14 protein-coding genes and 1 riboswitch are annotated in these 14,605 nt (G+C 66.5%); of the genes, 9 read left to right on the top strand and 5 right to left on the bottom strand.

Translation table 11 applies throughout. The features are described from left to right. The first annotated feature begins 76 nt into the window (after nt 1-76). From ACTIMF_RS11720 to ACTIMF_RS11700, 5 genes are all read left to right on the top strand, one after another. The gene (locus tag ACTIMF_RS11720; RefSeq protein ID WP_442350464.1) at nt 77-2,458 is read left to right on the top strand and encodes an acetyl-CoA acetyltransferase; all 2,382 of its coding nucleotides are present in this window, start codon (nt 77-79) and stop codon (nt 2,456-2,458) included. Between the two features lie 69 nt (nt 2,459-2,527). After that, the gene (locus ACTIMF_RS11715; RefSeq protein WP_442350463.1) at nt 2,528-3,703 is read left to right on the top strand and encodes an acyl-CoA dehydrogenase family protein; all 1,176 of its coding nucleotides are present in this window, start codon (nt 2,528-2,530) and stop codon (nt 3,701-3,703) included. Next, a complete protein-coding gene (mmsB, locus tag ACTIMF_RS11710; protein ID WP_442350462.1) occupies nt 3,700-4,566 on the top strand; it encodes a 3-hydroxyisobutyrate dehydrogenase in 867 nt (288 codons plus the stop codon). Before ACTIMF_RS11715 ends, mmsB begins: the two co-directional genes overlap by 4 nt. A 54-nt stretch (nt 4,567-4,620) precedes the next feature. After that, a complete protein-coding gene (locus ACTIMF_RS11705; RefSeq protein ID WP_442350461.1) occupies nt 4,621-5,115 on the top strand; it encodes a MarR family winged helix-turn-helix transcriptional regulator in 495 nt (164 codons plus the stop codon). Nucleotides 5,116-5,265: 150 nt separating this feature from the next. Beyond that, nucleotides 5,266-5,475 (top strand): CsbD family protein, encoded by a 210-nt coding sequence (locus tag ACTIMF_RS11700; RefSeq protein ID WP_442350460.1) that lies wholly within the window; start codon nt 5,266-5,268, stop codon nt 5,473-5,475. Between the two features lie 56 nt (nt 5,476-5,531). On the opposite strand, the gene ACTIMF_RS11695 is transcribed toward ACTIMF_RS11700, so the two are convergent. Beyond that, a complete protein-coding gene (locus ACTIMF_RS11695; protein ID WP_442350459.1) occupies nt 5,532-5,846 on the bottom strand; it encodes a DMT family transporter in 315 nt (104 codons plus the stop codon). A gap of 11 nt (nt 5,847-5,857) precedes the next feature. Then, nucleotides 5,858-5,921, bottom strand: a riboswitch (guanidine-III (ykkC-III) riboswitch). Nucleotides 5,922-6,010: 89 nt separating this feature from the next. Between ACTIMF_RS11695 and ACTIMF_RS11690 the strand changes: the two genes are divergently transcribed. Together ACTIMF_RS11690 and ACTIMF_RS11685 are read left to right on the top strand one after the other, a co-directional pair. Further along, nucleotides 6,011-6,361 (top strand): hypothetical protein, encoded by a 351-nt coding sequence (locus ACTIMF_RS11690; RefSeq protein WP_442350458.1) that lies wholly within the window; start codon nt 6,011-6,013, stop codon nt 6,359-6,361. A 52-nt stretch (nt 6,362-6,413) separates the two neighbouring features. After that, nucleotides 6,414-6,821 (top strand): DoxX family protein, encoded by a 408-nt coding sequence (locus ACTIMF_RS11685; protein WP_442350457.1) that lies wholly within the window; start codon nt 6,414-6,416, stop codon nt 6,819-6,821. Here the strand turns inward: ACTIMF_RS11685 and ACTIMF_RS11680 are convergent. Continuing rightward, nucleotides 6,803-7,450: a response regulator gene (locus tag ACTIMF_RS11680; RefSeq protein ID WP_442350456.1), complete on the bottom strand. Its 648-nt coding sequence runs from the start codon at nt 7,448-7,450 to the stop codon at nt 6,803-6,805. The genes ACTIMF_RS11685 and ACTIMF_RS11680 overlap by 19 nt on opposite strands. After that, nucleotides 7,443-8,546: a sensor histidine kinase gene (locus ACTIMF_RS11675; RefSeq protein WP_442350455.1), complete on the bottom strand. Its 1,104-nt coding sequence runs from the start codon at nt 8,544-8,546 to the stop codon at nt 7,443-7,445. The genes ACTIMF_RS11680 and ACTIMF_RS11675 overlap by 8 nt, the downstream gene beginning before the upstream one ends. Nucleotides 8,547-8,683: 137 nt before the next feature. On the opposite strand from ACTIMF_RS11675, the gene ACTIMF_RS11670 reads away from it, so the two are divergent. Beyond that, the gene (locus ACTIMF_RS11670) at nt 8,684-9,229 is read left to right on the top strand and encodes a hypothetical protein (RefSeq protein WP_442350454.1); all 546 of its coding nucleotides are present in this window, start codon (nt 8,684-8,686) and stop codon (nt 9,227-9,229) included. Nucleotides 9,230-9,305: 76 nt separating this feature from the next. Here ACTIMF_RS11670 and ACTIMF_RS11665 read toward each other — a convergent pair whose 3' ends face one another. After that, nucleotides 9,306-10,286, bottom strand: a complete 981-nt coding sequence (locus ACTIMF_RS11665; protein WP_442350453.1) for a TauD/TfdA dioxygenase family protein — start codon at nt 10,284-10,286, stop codon at nt 9,306-9,308. A 228-nt stretch (nt 10,287-10,514) separates the two neighbouring features. Continuing rightward, entirely contained in the window at nt 10,515-12,863 is a 2,349-nt protein-coding gene (locus ACTIMF_RS11660) for a sulfatase-like hydrolase/transferase (RefSeq protein ID WP_442350452.1), read from the bottom strand. Nucleotides 12,864-13,014: 151 nt separating this feature from the next. Between ACTIMF_RS11660 and ACTIMF_RS11655 the strand changes: the two genes are divergently transcribed. Beyond that, nucleotides 13,015-14,604 (top strand): ABC transporter substrate-binding protein, encoded by a 1,590-nt coding sequence (locus ACTIMF_RS11655; RefSeq protein WP_442350451.1) that lies wholly within the window; start codon nt 13,015-13,017, stop codon nt 14,602-14,604. The last annotated feature ends 1 nt before the right edge of the window (nt 14,605 follow it).

Raw genomic sequence — 14,605 nt, 5'->3', positions numbered from 1 at the left:
TCGATCTCGACCGGCTCCGCCCTGTCGGGCCGACCGGCGTGACGCTCGATGCAGCGGTGGATGAATAATGCCATTCATGGATGACAACATCGTCGCCGCCGGTGACATCGATCCGGCCACACCGATCATCGTAGGCGTCGGACAGGCGTCCGAACGTCTCGACGACCCCGACTATCACAGGCTCGGCGAGGCCGACCTCGCGGCGAGCTCCGTCCGTGCGGCCTTCGCCGACACCGGCGTCGATCCGGCGACGCTCGCCACGGTGATCGACGTGGCGGTCGCGGTCAGATCATTCGAGAAGTCGAGCCCGGCGTCGTCGTCGCCGCTCGGCCGCCCCGACAACATGCCTCGCGCCGTCGCCCAGCGGACCGGCATGGCGCCGCGCCGAGCCGTCGAAGAGGTGACCGGCGGTCAGAGCCCGCAGCACCTGGTGACCGAGTTCGGCACCGAGATCGCGAGCGGGCGCACCGACGCTGTCGTACTCTTCGGCGCCGAAGTGATGTCGACCGTCCGCGCCGCGTTGAAGTCCGATGACCGGCCGGACTACTCCGAAGAGATCGGCGGTCAACTGGAGGACCGTGGGTTCGGTATCGCGGGACTCACCTCGGCCGACGAGGTCCGGCACGGTGTCATGGCCCCGATCACGCAGTACTCGCTTCTCGAGAACGCGCGTCGCCACCGCCTCGGCCGATCGCGCGCCGAGTACGCGGCCCAGATGGGCGCGCTATTCGCTCCCATGTCACAGATCGCGTCGAAGAATCCGCATTCGTCGACCTCTCGCGCGTACTCGTCGGCCGACCTCGCCGTGCCGAGCGAGGACAACCGCCGCGTCTGCGTTCCCTACACGCGGCGTCTGATCTCCCGCGACCAGGTGAACCAGGCCGCAGCCGTCGTGATGATGTCCGTAGGGGCGGCTCAACGCGCAGGCATCGACCCGTCACGGTGGGTCTTCGTCCACGGACACGCCGATCTGCGCGAGCCACCGATGATGCGACGGCCCGACCTGTCGCGGGCGCCCTCGGCGGTCGCCGCCGTCCACACCGCGCTCGAGATGGCCGGGATCGGCATGGGCGATGTCGCAGTACTCGACCTGTACAGCTGTTTCCCGATCGCCGTGTCGAATGTGGCCGACGCCTTCGGCCTCGAACCGGACGACCCGCGCGGATTGACCGCGACCGGAGGGCTCCCCTACTTCGGCGGACCGGGCAACAACTATTCGATGCACGGCATCGCCGAGATCGTCGGGAGCGCCCGGCGATCGCCGGGATCGTTCGGCCTGGTCGGCGCGAACGGCGGGATCCTCAGCAAGTACTCGGTCGGCGTCTACTCGACGACCCCGACTCCGTGGCGGGCGTCGACGTCCGACGCCGTGCAACACGAACTCGACGCCGCGCCCCTGGTTCCGCTGACGCGGTACGCCGACGGCCGCGCTGTCATCGAATCGTTTACCGTGCTCAACCCCGACCGCGACGATCGAGCCGGCAGCGTGATCGGGCGTCTGTACGACGGCACGCGGTTCATTGCCACCGCAGAGGGCAGCGACCTCCTCGATCTACTCTGCGGGAACGAGGATCCCGTCGGGCGTACCGTGTACGCACGCTCGTCGGCCGACCGGAACGTGGTCGCGACGACTCGTGCCGCACTCGACCGAAGGCATCCGCGTCCGAACCCTGGCTTCGCCGACGAGTACGAGCACCTGATCGTTGAGCGAGACGGTCACGTGCTCGAGGTCACGATCAACCGTCCCGAATCGCGCAATGCGATCAGTCCGCAGACCAACGCCGAACTCGACGCCGTGTTCGACGCCTACTTCGCCGATCCCGACCTGTGGGTGGCGATCCTGACCGGTGCAGGCGAGAAGGCGTTCTCGTCGGGAAACGACCTCGCCGCCAGCGCAGGCGGCGGCGGACTGTCGATGCCGGAGAACGGCTTCGCCGGACTCACCGCGCGCCGTCGTTTGCCGAAGCCGGTGATCGCAGCGGTCAACGGTTTCGCGCTGGGCGGCGGCCTGGAGATCGCCTTGGCGTGCCACGTGATCGTGGCCGATGAGTCGGCGACTTTCGGGCTTCCCGAGGTCAAGGTCGGGCTCGTCGCGGCGGCGGGCGGACTTGTCCGGCTCCCACGGATGCTGCCGCCCGCCCTGGCCCGGGACATGATCCTGACCGGTCGGCGCCTGGATGCGAACGAGGCGCGCTCGCACGGACTCGTCTCGCGAGTGTCCGCTCCCGGCGAGGTGATGGAAGCCGCGCGCGGAGTCGCCCGGGAGATCCTGGCCGCATCACCCGCCGCGGTCCGTGCGTCGATCTCGACGATGGCCTCGACCGACGCGACGGCCGATACGGTGACCGCGGTGCGCGACAGCCTCACGGTGCTCGACGAGATCCTGGTCAGCCAGGACACGGCGGAGGGAATCATGGCCTTCGTACAGAAGCGGCCACCGAGATGGACAGGCCGCTGACACCCTCGTATCTAAACTTGGACGTCCAAGCTATTGATTTAGTTGGACTTCCAAGTTTATTCTTGCGGTATGCCCTATCCCGTTCTGAACGACGACGACCTGCTCGTCGTCGAGACCGCACGCGACTTCGCCCGCAAACGGTTGGCTCCTCATTCCCTCGAATGGGACCGAACCCAGTACTTCCCCGTCGAGGAGATGACCGAGGCCGCCTCGCTCGGAATGGCTGCCATTTACACCAGCGACGACGTGGGCGGTTCCGGTCTGCGCCGCCTCGACGGCGTCCGCATCTTCGAGGAGCTCGCCAAAGCCGATCCGGTGACCGCGGCGTTCCTGTCGATCCACAACATGTGCACGTGGATGGTCGATACGTACGGCACCGACGACCAGCGCAGCACCTGGGTGCCGCGCATGGCGTCGATGGAGGCAGTTGCCAGCTATTGCCTCACTGAGCCGGGCGCCGGGTCGGACGCGGCTGCCCTCTCGACCGCGGCACGACGCGACGGCGACGAGTTCGTCCTGCGCGGCAGCAAGCAATTCATCTCGGGCGGCGGCGTCAGCGACGTCTACATCGTGATGGCTCGGACCGGTGACGCCGGCGCCCGCGGAATCTCGACGTTCATCGTCGAGAAGGGAACATCCGGACTGTCGTTCGGGCCCGCCGAAGCGAAGATGGGCTGGCACAACCAGCCGACCGCACAGGTGATCTTCGACGACGTCCGTGTACCCGCTGATGCGATGCTCGGCGGCCCCGACGGGGAGGGCATCGGCTTCTCGATCGCCATGAACGGACTCAACGGCGGCCGCCTGAACATCGCCGCCTGCTCGCTGGGCGGCGCACAGGCGGCCTACGACATGGCTCTCGCCTATACGGCGGACCGCGAGGCATTCGGCGCACCGCTGATCACCGAGCCGACGATCCAAGCGACCATCGCCGACATGGCGATGAACCTCGAGGCGTCGCGCCTGATGCTCTGGCGCGCAGCACAAGCACTCGACGCGGGCGACTCCGACAAGGTGCAGCTGTGCGCGATGGCAAAGCGGTTCGTCACCGAAACGTGCTACACCGTCGCCGATCAGGCTCTGCAACTGCACGGCGGGTACGGGTACCTCCACGAGACCGGGGTGGAGAAGATCGTCCGCGATCTGCGCGTGAACCGCATTCTGGAAGGAACCAACGAGATCATGCGGATGGTGATCGGCCGTGCCGAAGCCGCCCGTGTCAGCAACGAAAGGAAATCGCGATGAGGATCGCATTCGTCGGACTCGGCAATATGGGCGGACCCATGGCCGCCAACCTGATCTCCGCCGGCCACGAGGTGGTCGGCTTCGACCTGTCGGCCGACGCCGTGTCCGCTGCCGCCACCCACGGCGTGAGCGCCGTCGACTCCGCCGAGGAGGCCGTCGTCGGCGCGGACGCAGTGATCACGATGCTGCCGAGCGGCGCAATCGTGAAGTCGGTCTACGCCTCGGTCCTCGAGCGCGCGACGAAGGGCTCGCTGTTCATCGACTCGTCGACCATCTCGGTCGACGACGCGCGCGAGGTGAACGCGCAGGCCGTCGCGGCGGGGATGCTGCAGGTGGACGCTCCGGTGTCCGGCGGAGTGAAGGGCGCGACGGCGGGCACGCTGGCCTTCATGGTCGGCGGCGACGACGCGTCGGTCGCCGCCGCGCACCCCGTCCTCGACCCGATGGCCGGAAAGATCGTGCCGTGCGGCGGCACCGGCAACGGCCAGGCAGCGAAGCTGTGCAACAACATGATTCTGGCCGTCCAGCAGATCGCCGTTGGCGAGGCATTCGTACTGGCGGACAAGCTCGGCCTGACCGATCAGGCACTGTACGACGTGGTGACCGGCGCGACCGGCAACTGCTGGGCGTTGCACACCAACTGTCCGGTCCCGGGCCCCGTTCCGACCGCACCGTCGGAGAACGACTTCAAGCCGGGGTTCGCCACTGCGTTGATGAACAAGGACCTCGGCCTCGCGATGGACGCGGTGTCGACGGCCGGTTCGTCCGCGCCGCTCGGCACTCACGCCGCCGAGCTGTACTCCGCGTTCGCCACAGAGCACGGACACCTCGACTTCAGTGCCATAATCGACACCTTGAAGTAGATCGACGGCCCCAGAACGTCGATCTACGAGCAGATCTTGTGAAGGAGTTGGCCCGTGCGTGACGAGAACGATCCGATCGCGCGGGCCCGCACCAATTGGGAGGACGCCGGGTGGGGCGGTGCCGTCGCGGACGGCATGGAGGCGGTCACCTCGGTGATGCGCGCCCACCAGATAATGCTCGCGCGCGTGGAGAACGAGCTCAAACCGTTCGGCTTGACCTTCGCACGTTTCGAATTGCTCCGCCTCCTCGCGTTCAGCAGTTCCGGCGCGTTGCCGATCTCGAAGACCAGCGACCTTCTCCAGGTCCACGTATCGTCGGCCACCAGCGCCGTAGCGCGACTCGTCGAGGCAGGCCTCGTGCGACGCCGCCCCCATCCGACCGACGGCCGGACCACTCTGGTCGCGATCACCGGGTCCGGCAACGAGGTCGTGGAGAAAGCGACCATCGCGTTGAACGTCGTGTTCGCCGATCTCGGACTCCCGGCCGATCAGTCGCGCGCACTGGTCGACGCGATACGCACACTACGACAGGCCAACGGCGACTTCTAGTGTCATGTCGGCCCTGCACATCGGCCCGACGTGAACCTAGCCCTGCCGTGTCCTGCGAATACCGGTACCGTGGAGCATGCCGCCCATACGGACGGCCCGGATCCGATTCGCACGATCCGGTCGTATTCGATTCGACGGAGGGGTACTTACATGGGAATCGCAGACGACGCTCAGAACAAGGCCGACGACCTCAAGGGTCGCGCCAAAGAGGCTGCAGGCGCGGCGACCGACAACGACGACCTCAAGCAGGAGGGTCAGGCCGACCAGGGCCTCGCGGGCGCCCGCGAGAAGGTCACCGAGGCAGCCGACAAGGCCAAGGACGGCATCAACTCCCTCAAAGACAAGCTGACGGGTCGCTGAACGAACCCGAGTGAAGGGCCGGAACCACATCGTGGTTACGGCCCTTTCGTCTGCGGTCAGGAGACCAACTTCAAGCCGATCACCCCGCCGACGATCATGAGGATGCACACGATCTTGAGGACGCTCGCGGCCTCCGCCCCCGTCGCCATCGCGTATACGACCGTCGCGGTGGCTCCGATGCCGACCCACACCGCATAGGCGGTGCCTGTCGGCAGATCGCGCATCGCGTAGGCGAGGCCACCCATACTGACGACGAGCGCGACGAAGAACACGATGGTCGGCGAGAGGCGGTGCAGGCCTTCGGACCTGCCGAGGGCCGTCGCCCACACCGCTTCGAAGAGACCCGAGATCACTAGAACGATCCATGCCATGACGATTCCCGTCTCCACCGTCTTGTCGCTGACCGGGTACGGCGGGCTCGTCCGGGGCCGCAGAAGCGACCACGAGGATGACGATACCCAGCATCAGGCGCTGGGTCGATGGCGAGGAATGGTGGATTCGGTCACCATGGAGCCACCGACGAAAGGCGATGATCATGACCGGCCCAGATAACAGCTCCGGCCCCGGTGGACGCGGACGATCCGGTCCCGACGACATGGACTGGTTCACGCGTGAGGCGAGTGACGGACTGCGCCGCGTGGTCGGGCAGTTCGTCGAGAGCCAGTTGCGGGACAAGCCGATTCGGGACAGGGGTCCCGCCCGCGAAGAACCTGTGGCTCCCGTGGACGTCGCGATCGACGGTGTGTGGGCGGTCGTCGTCGACGACGGCACCGTCCGCGTCGACCGTGTGTTCGCGAATGAACTCGATGCGCTCCGCGCCAACAAGGACAACGTCGACCCGCAACGGACCGTGCGGTTCCTGCCGTTCGGCGCGGCGATCGACTGACTCTGGCGTCTCACCCCTTGAACACGGTCACCCCCGGTCCTACTGTCGACGTATGAGCGCTCTGACGACATTGGCCCGCGACCCCCGCGTCTACCAGGCAGCCGCCGCAGGCCAAATCGCCGACGCCGCCGCCTGCATCGGCCCCATCCCCTACATCGCGCGCTGTCTCGACTCGGTTGAGTACCCGGCCGAGCACCGCTGGATCTTCCCGGTGGTCAAGACCGTGTCGGCTCTCGGTCTGGCCGCCGCACCCCGATATCCGGGGCTCGCGCGACTGACCGCGGCCGGTTTGACGTTCTACTTCGTCCTGGCCGTCGGCTCACACCTTCGCGTCCGCGACATCGGCGTGAACTGCGCAGCCGCGACGTCGATGCTCGCCTTCTATTCGACTCTCACCGTGGCCGGGCCGCCGGACGTGGAGTCAGCCTCGACTGCCCCGCCTCAAACCAGGCCCGCCTGAACCGCGACGACGGCGGCCTGGACTCGCGACGGCGCATCCAGTTTCATCAGGACACGTGAGACGTGCGTCTTGACCGTCGACTCCCCTATCCCGAGGCGACGCGCGATCTGGGCATTGGACAGTCCGCCGCCCACACCGGCGAGGACCTCGCGCTCACGATCGGTGAGCTCGGACAGATCTGCGGTGACCGCAGCGGGTCGTCCCCGCATCGCGTTGACGACCACGCGGGTCACCTCGGCGTCGAGGACGGCGTCGCCTGCCGCGACCCGCACCGTCCCGTCCACGAGCTCGGCGCCCGACGCCGTCTTCAGCAGGAAGCCGGACGCGCCCGCGGCGAGGGCCCCGAGCACGTAATCGTCGAGTCCGAACGTCGTCAGCACCAAGACGCGGACGTCGGTCGCCGCCCGGATGGCCTCCGTCGCCGCGATACCGTCCATCGCAGGCATGCGCACGTCCATCAGCACGACGTCCGGCCGCAACCGGGTCGCGGCGCCCACCGCGGCCTCACCGTCGGACGCCTCACCGATCACCGTGATCCGGCCCGACGCCTCCAACACCATGCGGAGTCCCTCGCGGACCGCTGAATGGTCGTCGGCGAGGACCACACGTACTCGTCGTTCGTCAGCCATGCGGCACCTCCGCGATCACGACCCACTCCCTCCCGTCGGGCCCCACATCGGCACGACCGCCGATGCTCTCGGCCCGCACCCGCATGTTCGCGACGCCCCGGCCGGCCACTGAAGGCTGCGAGGACATCTGGTTTCGGACGGTCAACCGCGCCGTCTCACCGAACGTCTCGACGACGACGCTCACCTCGTGTCCGGGCGCGTGCTTCGTCGCGTTCGCAAGCGCTTCCCCGGCGATCCGCGTGAAGACCGCTTCCACCGTGCGCGGCAGTCCGTCCGCGGCGCCGATCGCCGTGACCGTCGATCCGACGGCGTCGGCGGCTGCGATCAGCGGCTCGAGCGAGGTCCATCGGGCGGTGGTCTTCTCGTCGCCGTCGGCGGCGAGGACATCGATCATCGTCCGCAACTCCCGGAGCGCGGCGAGACTGTTCCCGCGTATCGAGTCCACGATCTGCGCCGGGTCGTCCGCGTCGCGGGCCGCCTCGGACAGGATCGCGATTGCTGAGACGTGCCCAGCGACCGTATCGTGCAGCTCGCGCGAGAGGCTGCGCCTCTCATCTGCCAGGGCCTCGGTCCGCTCGGCGTGCGCGCGTGAGACCGCGGCTGTCTTCTCGGCCTCGGATGCTCGCCTGGCCGCAGTCACCGCCTGCGCGTACGTGATCGGCGAGATGAGAAAGGCGATACCGATCAGGCCCGCGAGGACGCCGATCTGCACACCGCCCGCGACCGCTCCGACCACCGCGAGCCCCAGAGTGAACACCGCGCACACTGCGACCACGAAGTGCCGCATCGTCCGCGGGCCCCTCACCGCACACAGGAACACGATGTCCGACATGGCGATCCACAACGGCAGAGACGGTCCCCACACGGCGTCGATAGCCAGCAGCGCACAGATCGCCCCGAACGCGAGAGCCGGGCGAGCACGAGCCGTGAGTTGGATCCCGAACGCGGCCGCGAGCAACAGCAACTTCACATACCAGGGGTAAACGTCGTGGTCGGAGAAGAAGGTGAATGCGCCGCACACCCACAGTAGGAGTCCGACGGCCAACGTGCCGACGGCAAAGAAGTTCGCCGACCGCGACACGTCGGATTCGCTCATCGGAGAATCGCCCAACAGAGACTTCATCGTGCGTCCACTACAACACATGCCCGCCCCGGCCGGGTCCTCCGAAAGTCGGACCCCGGGTTCGCCTCTCGGTGGACGCACACGACGCGGTCGTCGCCGACGATTAGGACATGAACGAACTCCCCGACCCCGTACTCCTCACGATCGTCGCCTGCGAGATCGGCTTCTGGGTGTTCGTCCTCGGCGGGCTGGCCCTGCGGTACATCGCGCGGATGCCGCGGTCCTCGATGATCGTCCTCACGTGCGTCCCGCTCATCGACCTGGTCCTGCTCGTCGCGGTGGGGATCGACCTGTCGCAGGGTGGTGAGGTCGAGTTCGCGCACCGATTGGCGCCGATCTACCTCGGCTGCACCATCATGTTCGGGCACCGGATGATCGCGTGGGCAGACGCACGGTTCGCGCACCGATTCGCGAACGGTCCGAAGCCGCACAAGATCCCAGCGTCCGGCCCCGAACGACGACACTACGAGTGGGCCGATTTCGGACGATGGCTCGGCGCCGTCGCGATCGCCGTCGCGATCACCGGCCTCCTCGGCATCACCGTGGCAGACTCCGCGCAGCGCGACGCCATGTTCGCCGGGCTCGGAGTCCTCGGGACGATCACGGTGATCTGGTTGCTGACCGGCCCCATCTGGTATTCGTTCAGTCGCGATTGAGCCCGGCGAGTGCCCGAACCGAGCCGGCGCCGCTCGTGGCCCGAGGCGCGAGGCCGCCCCGGGGCGGGAGGGTGGTTCAGTCGGCGAACGGCGCCAACCGAGTCGGCTTCTCGATCACCGAGTAGTGGGAGGCGTCGCCGGTCAGGACCTCACCGGTGCGCCCCTGCGCATTCACCGGGACGTCGCCTGCAAGCGTGATGCGATGCAGCTTGCGGTTCTGCGCTCCGAAGTCGGCGACGCCGTAGTGCTGGGTTGCCCGGTTGTCCCAGATCGCCACGTCACCGAGGCTCCAGTTCCATCGGAACGTGTTGTCCAGTTTGATAATCCGGTTCTGCAGAAGCTGGTAGACGGCACTGAACTCTGCGGGCTTGAGCCCGATGAACTCCTTCACGAAGTGACCGAGGAGCAGGGTCTTCTCACCGGTCTCCGGGTGGACTCGGACCACTGGGTGAATGGTCTGGTACTCCTTGCTCGTGAACTCCTCGTAGTGGACGACGCGTCGCTCGACATCGGTGTCGTCAATGTCGACGTCGTTGGTCACGTAGTCGTAGAAGTTGGTGTGTTTGGCCCACAACCCGTCCACGAACGCCTTCAAGCTGTCGGGCAGTTGGTTGTATGCGGCGGTCGTCGACGCCCAGGTGGTGGCTCCGCCCCACGTCGGCAGATTCACGGCCCGCAGGATCGACGCCTTGGGAATCCGGTCGACGAACGATACATCGGTGTGCCAGCTGTTCGCGGCGCCCTCGATGGTCAGCAACTGATCGCCCCGCGAGGTCACGGTGGGGTGTGGAAGCGTCGGGTCGCCCAGCAACTGTGCGAATGCGTACTGACTGTCGTCGTCGAGGTGGTTCTGGCCGGTGAAGACGATCGCCTTGTTGACGGCGAGCGCGAGCCGGATGGCTTCGATCTTCTCGGCGGGTACGTCGCCGCCGAGTGTGACTCCACCGATGCGGGCGCCGATGTGTTCGCCGAGTTTATCGACGGTGATCCCGGCGTCGGCATAGATCGATTGAATTGCGAGATCGCGGTCGGTGGACGTGGATACGGTCGCGGTCATTTCAGATGCCTTTCAGAGAGTTACATCGGGACGATAAACCGAATCAAAGTGCGATCCGATGAAGGGGTGTATAGCTCACAGAATCGCGAAAGGGAGCCATCGCCTGACATTTCCTGTTCGAGATTCACCGATGAATGGACCGGTTTACCGATTCGGTGAATTCAGTGAATCACGCACCGATATAGATCGGCTAGTAATAGATTCATCGTGAATCGAAGTGGCGATCGGTCAGTCGGCCACGTCCTCAGCGAGCTGGTCGATCCACGTCCGTACCGCTGCGGGAACCTTGATCTCCCCGGGACGATACGCGACGGCGACCAGGCTCGACGGTGCGCGGAACACCCCTCGTCTCCCGCGCAGATCTGGGTCGACCGGTCCCCGCGCATCGAGTCCGATCGAGATGCCGGTCCACGGCGCCATGCCGACCAGCTGCACCGCGCGCGGAAGCTCCGCCACGACTGTCCCCTCATCTGCCTCGCCCTCACCCGTCGCGGTCACCACGAAGTTCCACCGCACGTCCGCCGTAGCCTCGGCGCGGACGACGATGGTCCCGGTTCCCGGCGGAAGGGTCCCGGACACCCGACTGATCCGGCCGTACGAGTTGAAGACGAACGTCAGCACTCCGTCTTCGACGGCGAGTAGATACCCGCCCTGCAGGTCGCCGTGTGCGACCAGGACGCCCTCGTCCTCGCGCGACCAGCCGTCGAGTTCGACGATCACCTCGAAGTCCCGGTAGGCGATGAGCCTGCTCGAGCGATAGCGTTCGAGCGTCGGCGCGCCGGCCAGGATCCGGACCGGCGACTCGAAGCGCTCGCGTTCGGCAGGCCGCCTGCGTTGGGCATCGCCCGGTGCGTCGAACAGCGGAAAGACGGTGTTGCGCCAGGCCGCCTCGTCCCACGCCGCCGCGAGTTCGGCGACGACGTCCGGGTTCTCGGCCGCGAGGTCGTGAGTCTCGGCCGGGTCGGTCCGCATGTCGTAGAGCTCCCATGCCGGCTGATCGACGTGCGCCGGATCGCCGTCGTGCAGCGACAACAACTTCCATCCGTCACGGTAGAAGCCGCGATGGCCACCGAACTCCGCGTACTGCTCGGTGTGCGGCGACGCCGCGGTGCTGTCGCGGAAGACGTCGACGACGCTGACACCGTCGCGGTCGGCGGCAGGCAGCCCGTGACGAGTGCTCGGTGTCTGGATCCCGGCGAGGTCGAGGAGCGTCGGTGCGAGATCGGTGACGTACGAGAACTGCCTGCGCACACCGTTGTCACCGGCATCACGCGCCAGCCCGCCCGGCCATGAGAGGAGGAACGGGACGCGGACTCCGCCCGCGAACGTCTGACCTTTGTAGAAGCGGAATGGAGTGTTCGAAGCCTGACCCCAACCGCGCGGATAATGGACGCCCAACTGCGGCGAACCGATCAGCGACTCGTCGTGGGGGACGTCGCGCTCCCAGTCCGGCGGCACGGGACCATGCACGAATTGGCTGAAGTACGACCGGGTCCCGACCGGCCCGCCCTCTGCGGTTCCACCGTTGTCGGAGGTGAACACGACGATGGTGTCGTCGAGTTCCTCCAGGTCCTCCAGCAGATCGAGAAGCCGTCCGACGCTCTGGTCGACGCTGTCGACGAGCGCCGCGTACACCTCCTGGTACCGCTGAAAGCGTTCCTTCTCCTCGCCCGACAGGGTGTCCCACAAGGGGGCGTCGTAGCCGGGCTCGGTGTTGCGTTCGGCGATCGGCGTCCCTGCATCGAACAGGCCCGACGCGACCTGCTCGGCGAACCTGCGTCGTCGGACCTCGTCCCACCCCTGCGCGTAGCGGCCACGATGTCTGGCGAGATCCTCCGCCTTGACCTGATGTGGCCCGTGCATCGCGATGTGAGCGAAGTACAGGAAGAAGGGTTTATCGGCGTCGTGGGCGCGTAGGGCCTTGACCTGTGCGATCGCGCGATCGGTCAGGTCGTCGGTCACGTAGTACCCTTCCGGGTACTCGTCGATGTCGACGACCGAGTTGTCGGCGATCAGTTGATTCGGGTGGAAGAACGAGTTGAGGCCCTCCAACGACCCGTAATAGCTGTCGAAACCGCGCTGCAACGGCCACGATCGCCGGGATCGGCCGGGGCTCATGTCCGCGTCGCGCACGAGATGCCACTTGCCGACCGCAAACGTCGCGTAGCCCGACTCGCGCAGGATCTCCGGAAGGGTCAACACATCGTCGGCCAACTCCAGCCGCAGACCGGGAAAGCCGGGATCCGAGTTGGCCACGCTGCCGTACCCGGCGCGATGCGGGTTGACTCCGGTGAGCAGGGCGGCGCGGGCAGGTGAGCAGACCGGAGTCGTGTGGTAGTTGCTCAATCGGTATCCGGTGTCCGCGATACGATCGATGTTCGGCGTGGGAATCTCCGATCCGAACGGGCCGATATCGGAGTACCCCATGTCGTCGATGAGGACGACGACGATGTTCGGCGACCGCCGTGGGGGCCCTTGTTCATCGGGCCACCACGGCGTGGACTGCGAACTGGTCCGCCCGACGGTTCCACCGAATTCTTCGTATCCGCGGGCGTATTCGGGAATGTGCTGACTCATGGTCAGAGAGTGCGCTTCGTGAAGCATTAGGGGCAAAGATTTAATTCGCGGTGAGCGCAAGTGATTACAAATACTGGTGGGTGACGAATCATTCGATGCCAGTCGTTCACACCCGGCGAACGACTGAATTCGAGAAAGCAGCCCTCTACTCATGTCCCGACATCCACGCCTGCGATCCGTATGCGCCCTCGTTCTGACTGTGGCGACCGTCGTCGGACTGACCGCGTGCCGCAGTGCCGTCGACGCTCAGCAGGCTTCGAGCACAGCGACCGGACCGGTCCGCAACGGCGGCGAGCTCCGCGTCGGCGTACTCGGCGACATCTCTCCGAGCAAGTTCCTACAGATCGGCACCGGCGGCCCGAACGGCCACGTGGTGGCCAACGTGTTCGACACTCTCGTCACGTACCCGCCCGAATCGTCGAAGCCGCGGCCGTCGCTGGCCACGTCGTGGACGACGGCGCCCGACGGGCGCTCGCTCACCCTCGACCTGCGCGAGGGCGTCACCTGTCACAACGGCAAGCCGTTCACCTCGCAGGACGTGAAGGAATCGATCCTCGCCTATCTCGGCGGTCCGTGGACCCCCCAGTTCAAACGGACCGCGGCGGCGATCACCGGGTACGACGTGTCCGACCCACACCGTGTGACGTTGCGATTCGCACATCCACTGAGCAATATCTTCGATCTTCTCGACTCCGCGCCGATCATCGACGGCGACACCCTCGACGAGTTGAAAGCCGGTAGGACGTTCAACGGGACCGGCCCGTTCCGGTTCGCCTCATGGACACCGAACTCGACGGTCCGCCTGGTCCGCAACGATCACTACTGGGCTGGCGCACCTCCACTCGACGCGGTGACCCTCGTCGAGTCCACCGACCCGAAATCGCTATACACACGCCTGCGGACCGGCCAACTCGACGTCGCCGAAGAGTTGACGCCTCAGGACCAGCAGTTGGCGACCGAGCGGTACGGATTCACCGACGTCGAGCTGACCGGAGCCGAGTCGCAGGTGTACGTCGGTGTGAACGTCGCCAATCCGGCGCTCGCCGATCCTCGGGTCCGCAGGGCGATCGCGCTCGCCGTCGACCGGGACCGCATAATCGGCGATGTGTACCGCGGCTCCGGGTACCCGGTGAATCTGCCGTGGCCGAAGACCTCGCCCGCCTACGACGAGTCGGCCAACCACACGTACCGGCGTGACGTCGAGAAAGCCAAGGCACTGCTGCGCGATGTCGGTCCGATCCCACCGATCGACCTCGACTACACCTCGACCGGAACCGCCTTCCGCGTGGTCGCCGAGATCGTGCAGTCCAATCTGCGCGACATCGGGATCACAGTGAACTTGGTGCCGAACGAGGAGACAGTCCAGGCCAAGAAGCTGATCGGCTCGCAGTTTCCCGGACTGTGGGTCCTGCAGCATGCGTTCGCTCAGTTCACGCCGTCGACACTGGCGGTCAGCGCCTACCCGTTCAACGCCGCGAAGAACTCGTCCAACTACGTGAGCGGCGAGTACGCGTCGGCGGCGCAGGCCGCGTGGACCGCGACCGATCCCACGTCACCCGAGGCGGTCGCGGCCTATCGGCGTCTCGACAAGGCGTGGCTCGACGATCTGTTCATCGTCGAGATCGGTGTCGTGCTGACGCGAATCACCGCCGCGCCCGACGTCCGAGACATCGGATGGGACCACCGCGTCCAACTCCATTTCGCCGACACCAGCCTCACCGACCCTGATCGGAGCACGTAGA

The sequence above is a fragment of the Gordonia sp. (in: high G+C Gram-positive bacteria) genome (assembly GCF_052106715.1).
Taxonomy (GTDB): domain Bacteria; phylum Actinomycetota; class Actinomycetes; order Mycobacteriales; family Mycobacteriaceae; genus Gordonia.
Note: the sequence above shows the minus strand (reverse complement) of the source record. Positions and strands in the feature narration are given on the sequence as shown.

Excerpts from the sequence above, each read along its gene's own strand:
- ACTIMF_RS11700 (WP_442350460.1), top strand. The coding sequence starts at position 5,266 with ATGGGAATCGCAGACGACGCTCAGAACAAGGCCGACGACCTCAAGGGT.
- ACTIMF_RS11685 (WP_442350457.1), top strand. The coding sequence starts at position 6,414 with ATGAGCGCTCTGACGACATTGGCCCGCGACCCCCGCGTCTACCAGGCA.
- ACTIMF_RS11655 (WP_442350451.1), top strand. The coding sequence starts at position 13,015 with ATGTCCCGACATCCACGCCTGCGATCCGTATGCGCCCTCGTTCTGACT.
- ACTIMF_RS11670 (WP_442350454.1), top strand. The coding sequence starts at position 8,684 with ATGAACGAACTCCCCGACCCCGTACTCCTCACGATCGTCGCCTGCGAG.
- ACTIMF_RS11660 (WP_442350452.1), bottom strand. The coding sequence starts at position 12,863 with ATGAGTCAGCACATTCCCGAATACGCCCGCGGATACGAAGAATTCGGT.
- ACTIMF_RS11690 (WP_442350458.1), top strand. The coding sequence starts at position 6,011 with ATGACCGGCCCAGATAACAGCTCCGGCCCCGGTGGACGCGGACGATCC.
- ACTIMF_RS11665 (WP_442350453.1), bottom strand. The coding sequence starts at position 10,286 with ATGACCGCGACCGTATCCACGTCCACCGACCGCGATCTCGCAATTCAA.
- ACTIMF_RS11715 (WP_442350463.1), top strand. The coding sequence starts at position 2,528 with ATGCCCTATCCCGTTCTGAACGACGACGACCTGCTCGTCGTCGAGACC.
- ACTIMF_RS11680 (WP_442350456.1), bottom strand. The coding sequence starts at position 7,450 with ATGGCTGACGAACGACGAGTACGTGTGGTCCTCGCCGACGACCATTCA.
- mmsB (WP_442350462.1), top strand. The coding sequence starts at position 3,700 with ATGAGGATCGCATTCGTCGGACTCGGCAATATGGGCGGACCCATGGCC.
- ACTIMF_RS11720 (WP_442350464.1), top strand. The coding sequence starts at position 77 with ATGGATGACAACATCGTCGCCGCCGGTGACATCGATCCGGCCACACCG.
- ACTIMF_RS11695 (WP_442350459.1), bottom strand. The coding sequence starts at position 5,846 with ATGGCATGGATCGTTCTAGTGATCTCGGGTCTCTTCGAAGCGGTGTGG.
- ACTIMF_RS11675 (WP_442350455.1), bottom strand. The coding sequence starts at position 8,546 with ATGAGCGAATCCGACGTGTCGCGGTCGGCGAACTTCTTTGCCGTCGGC.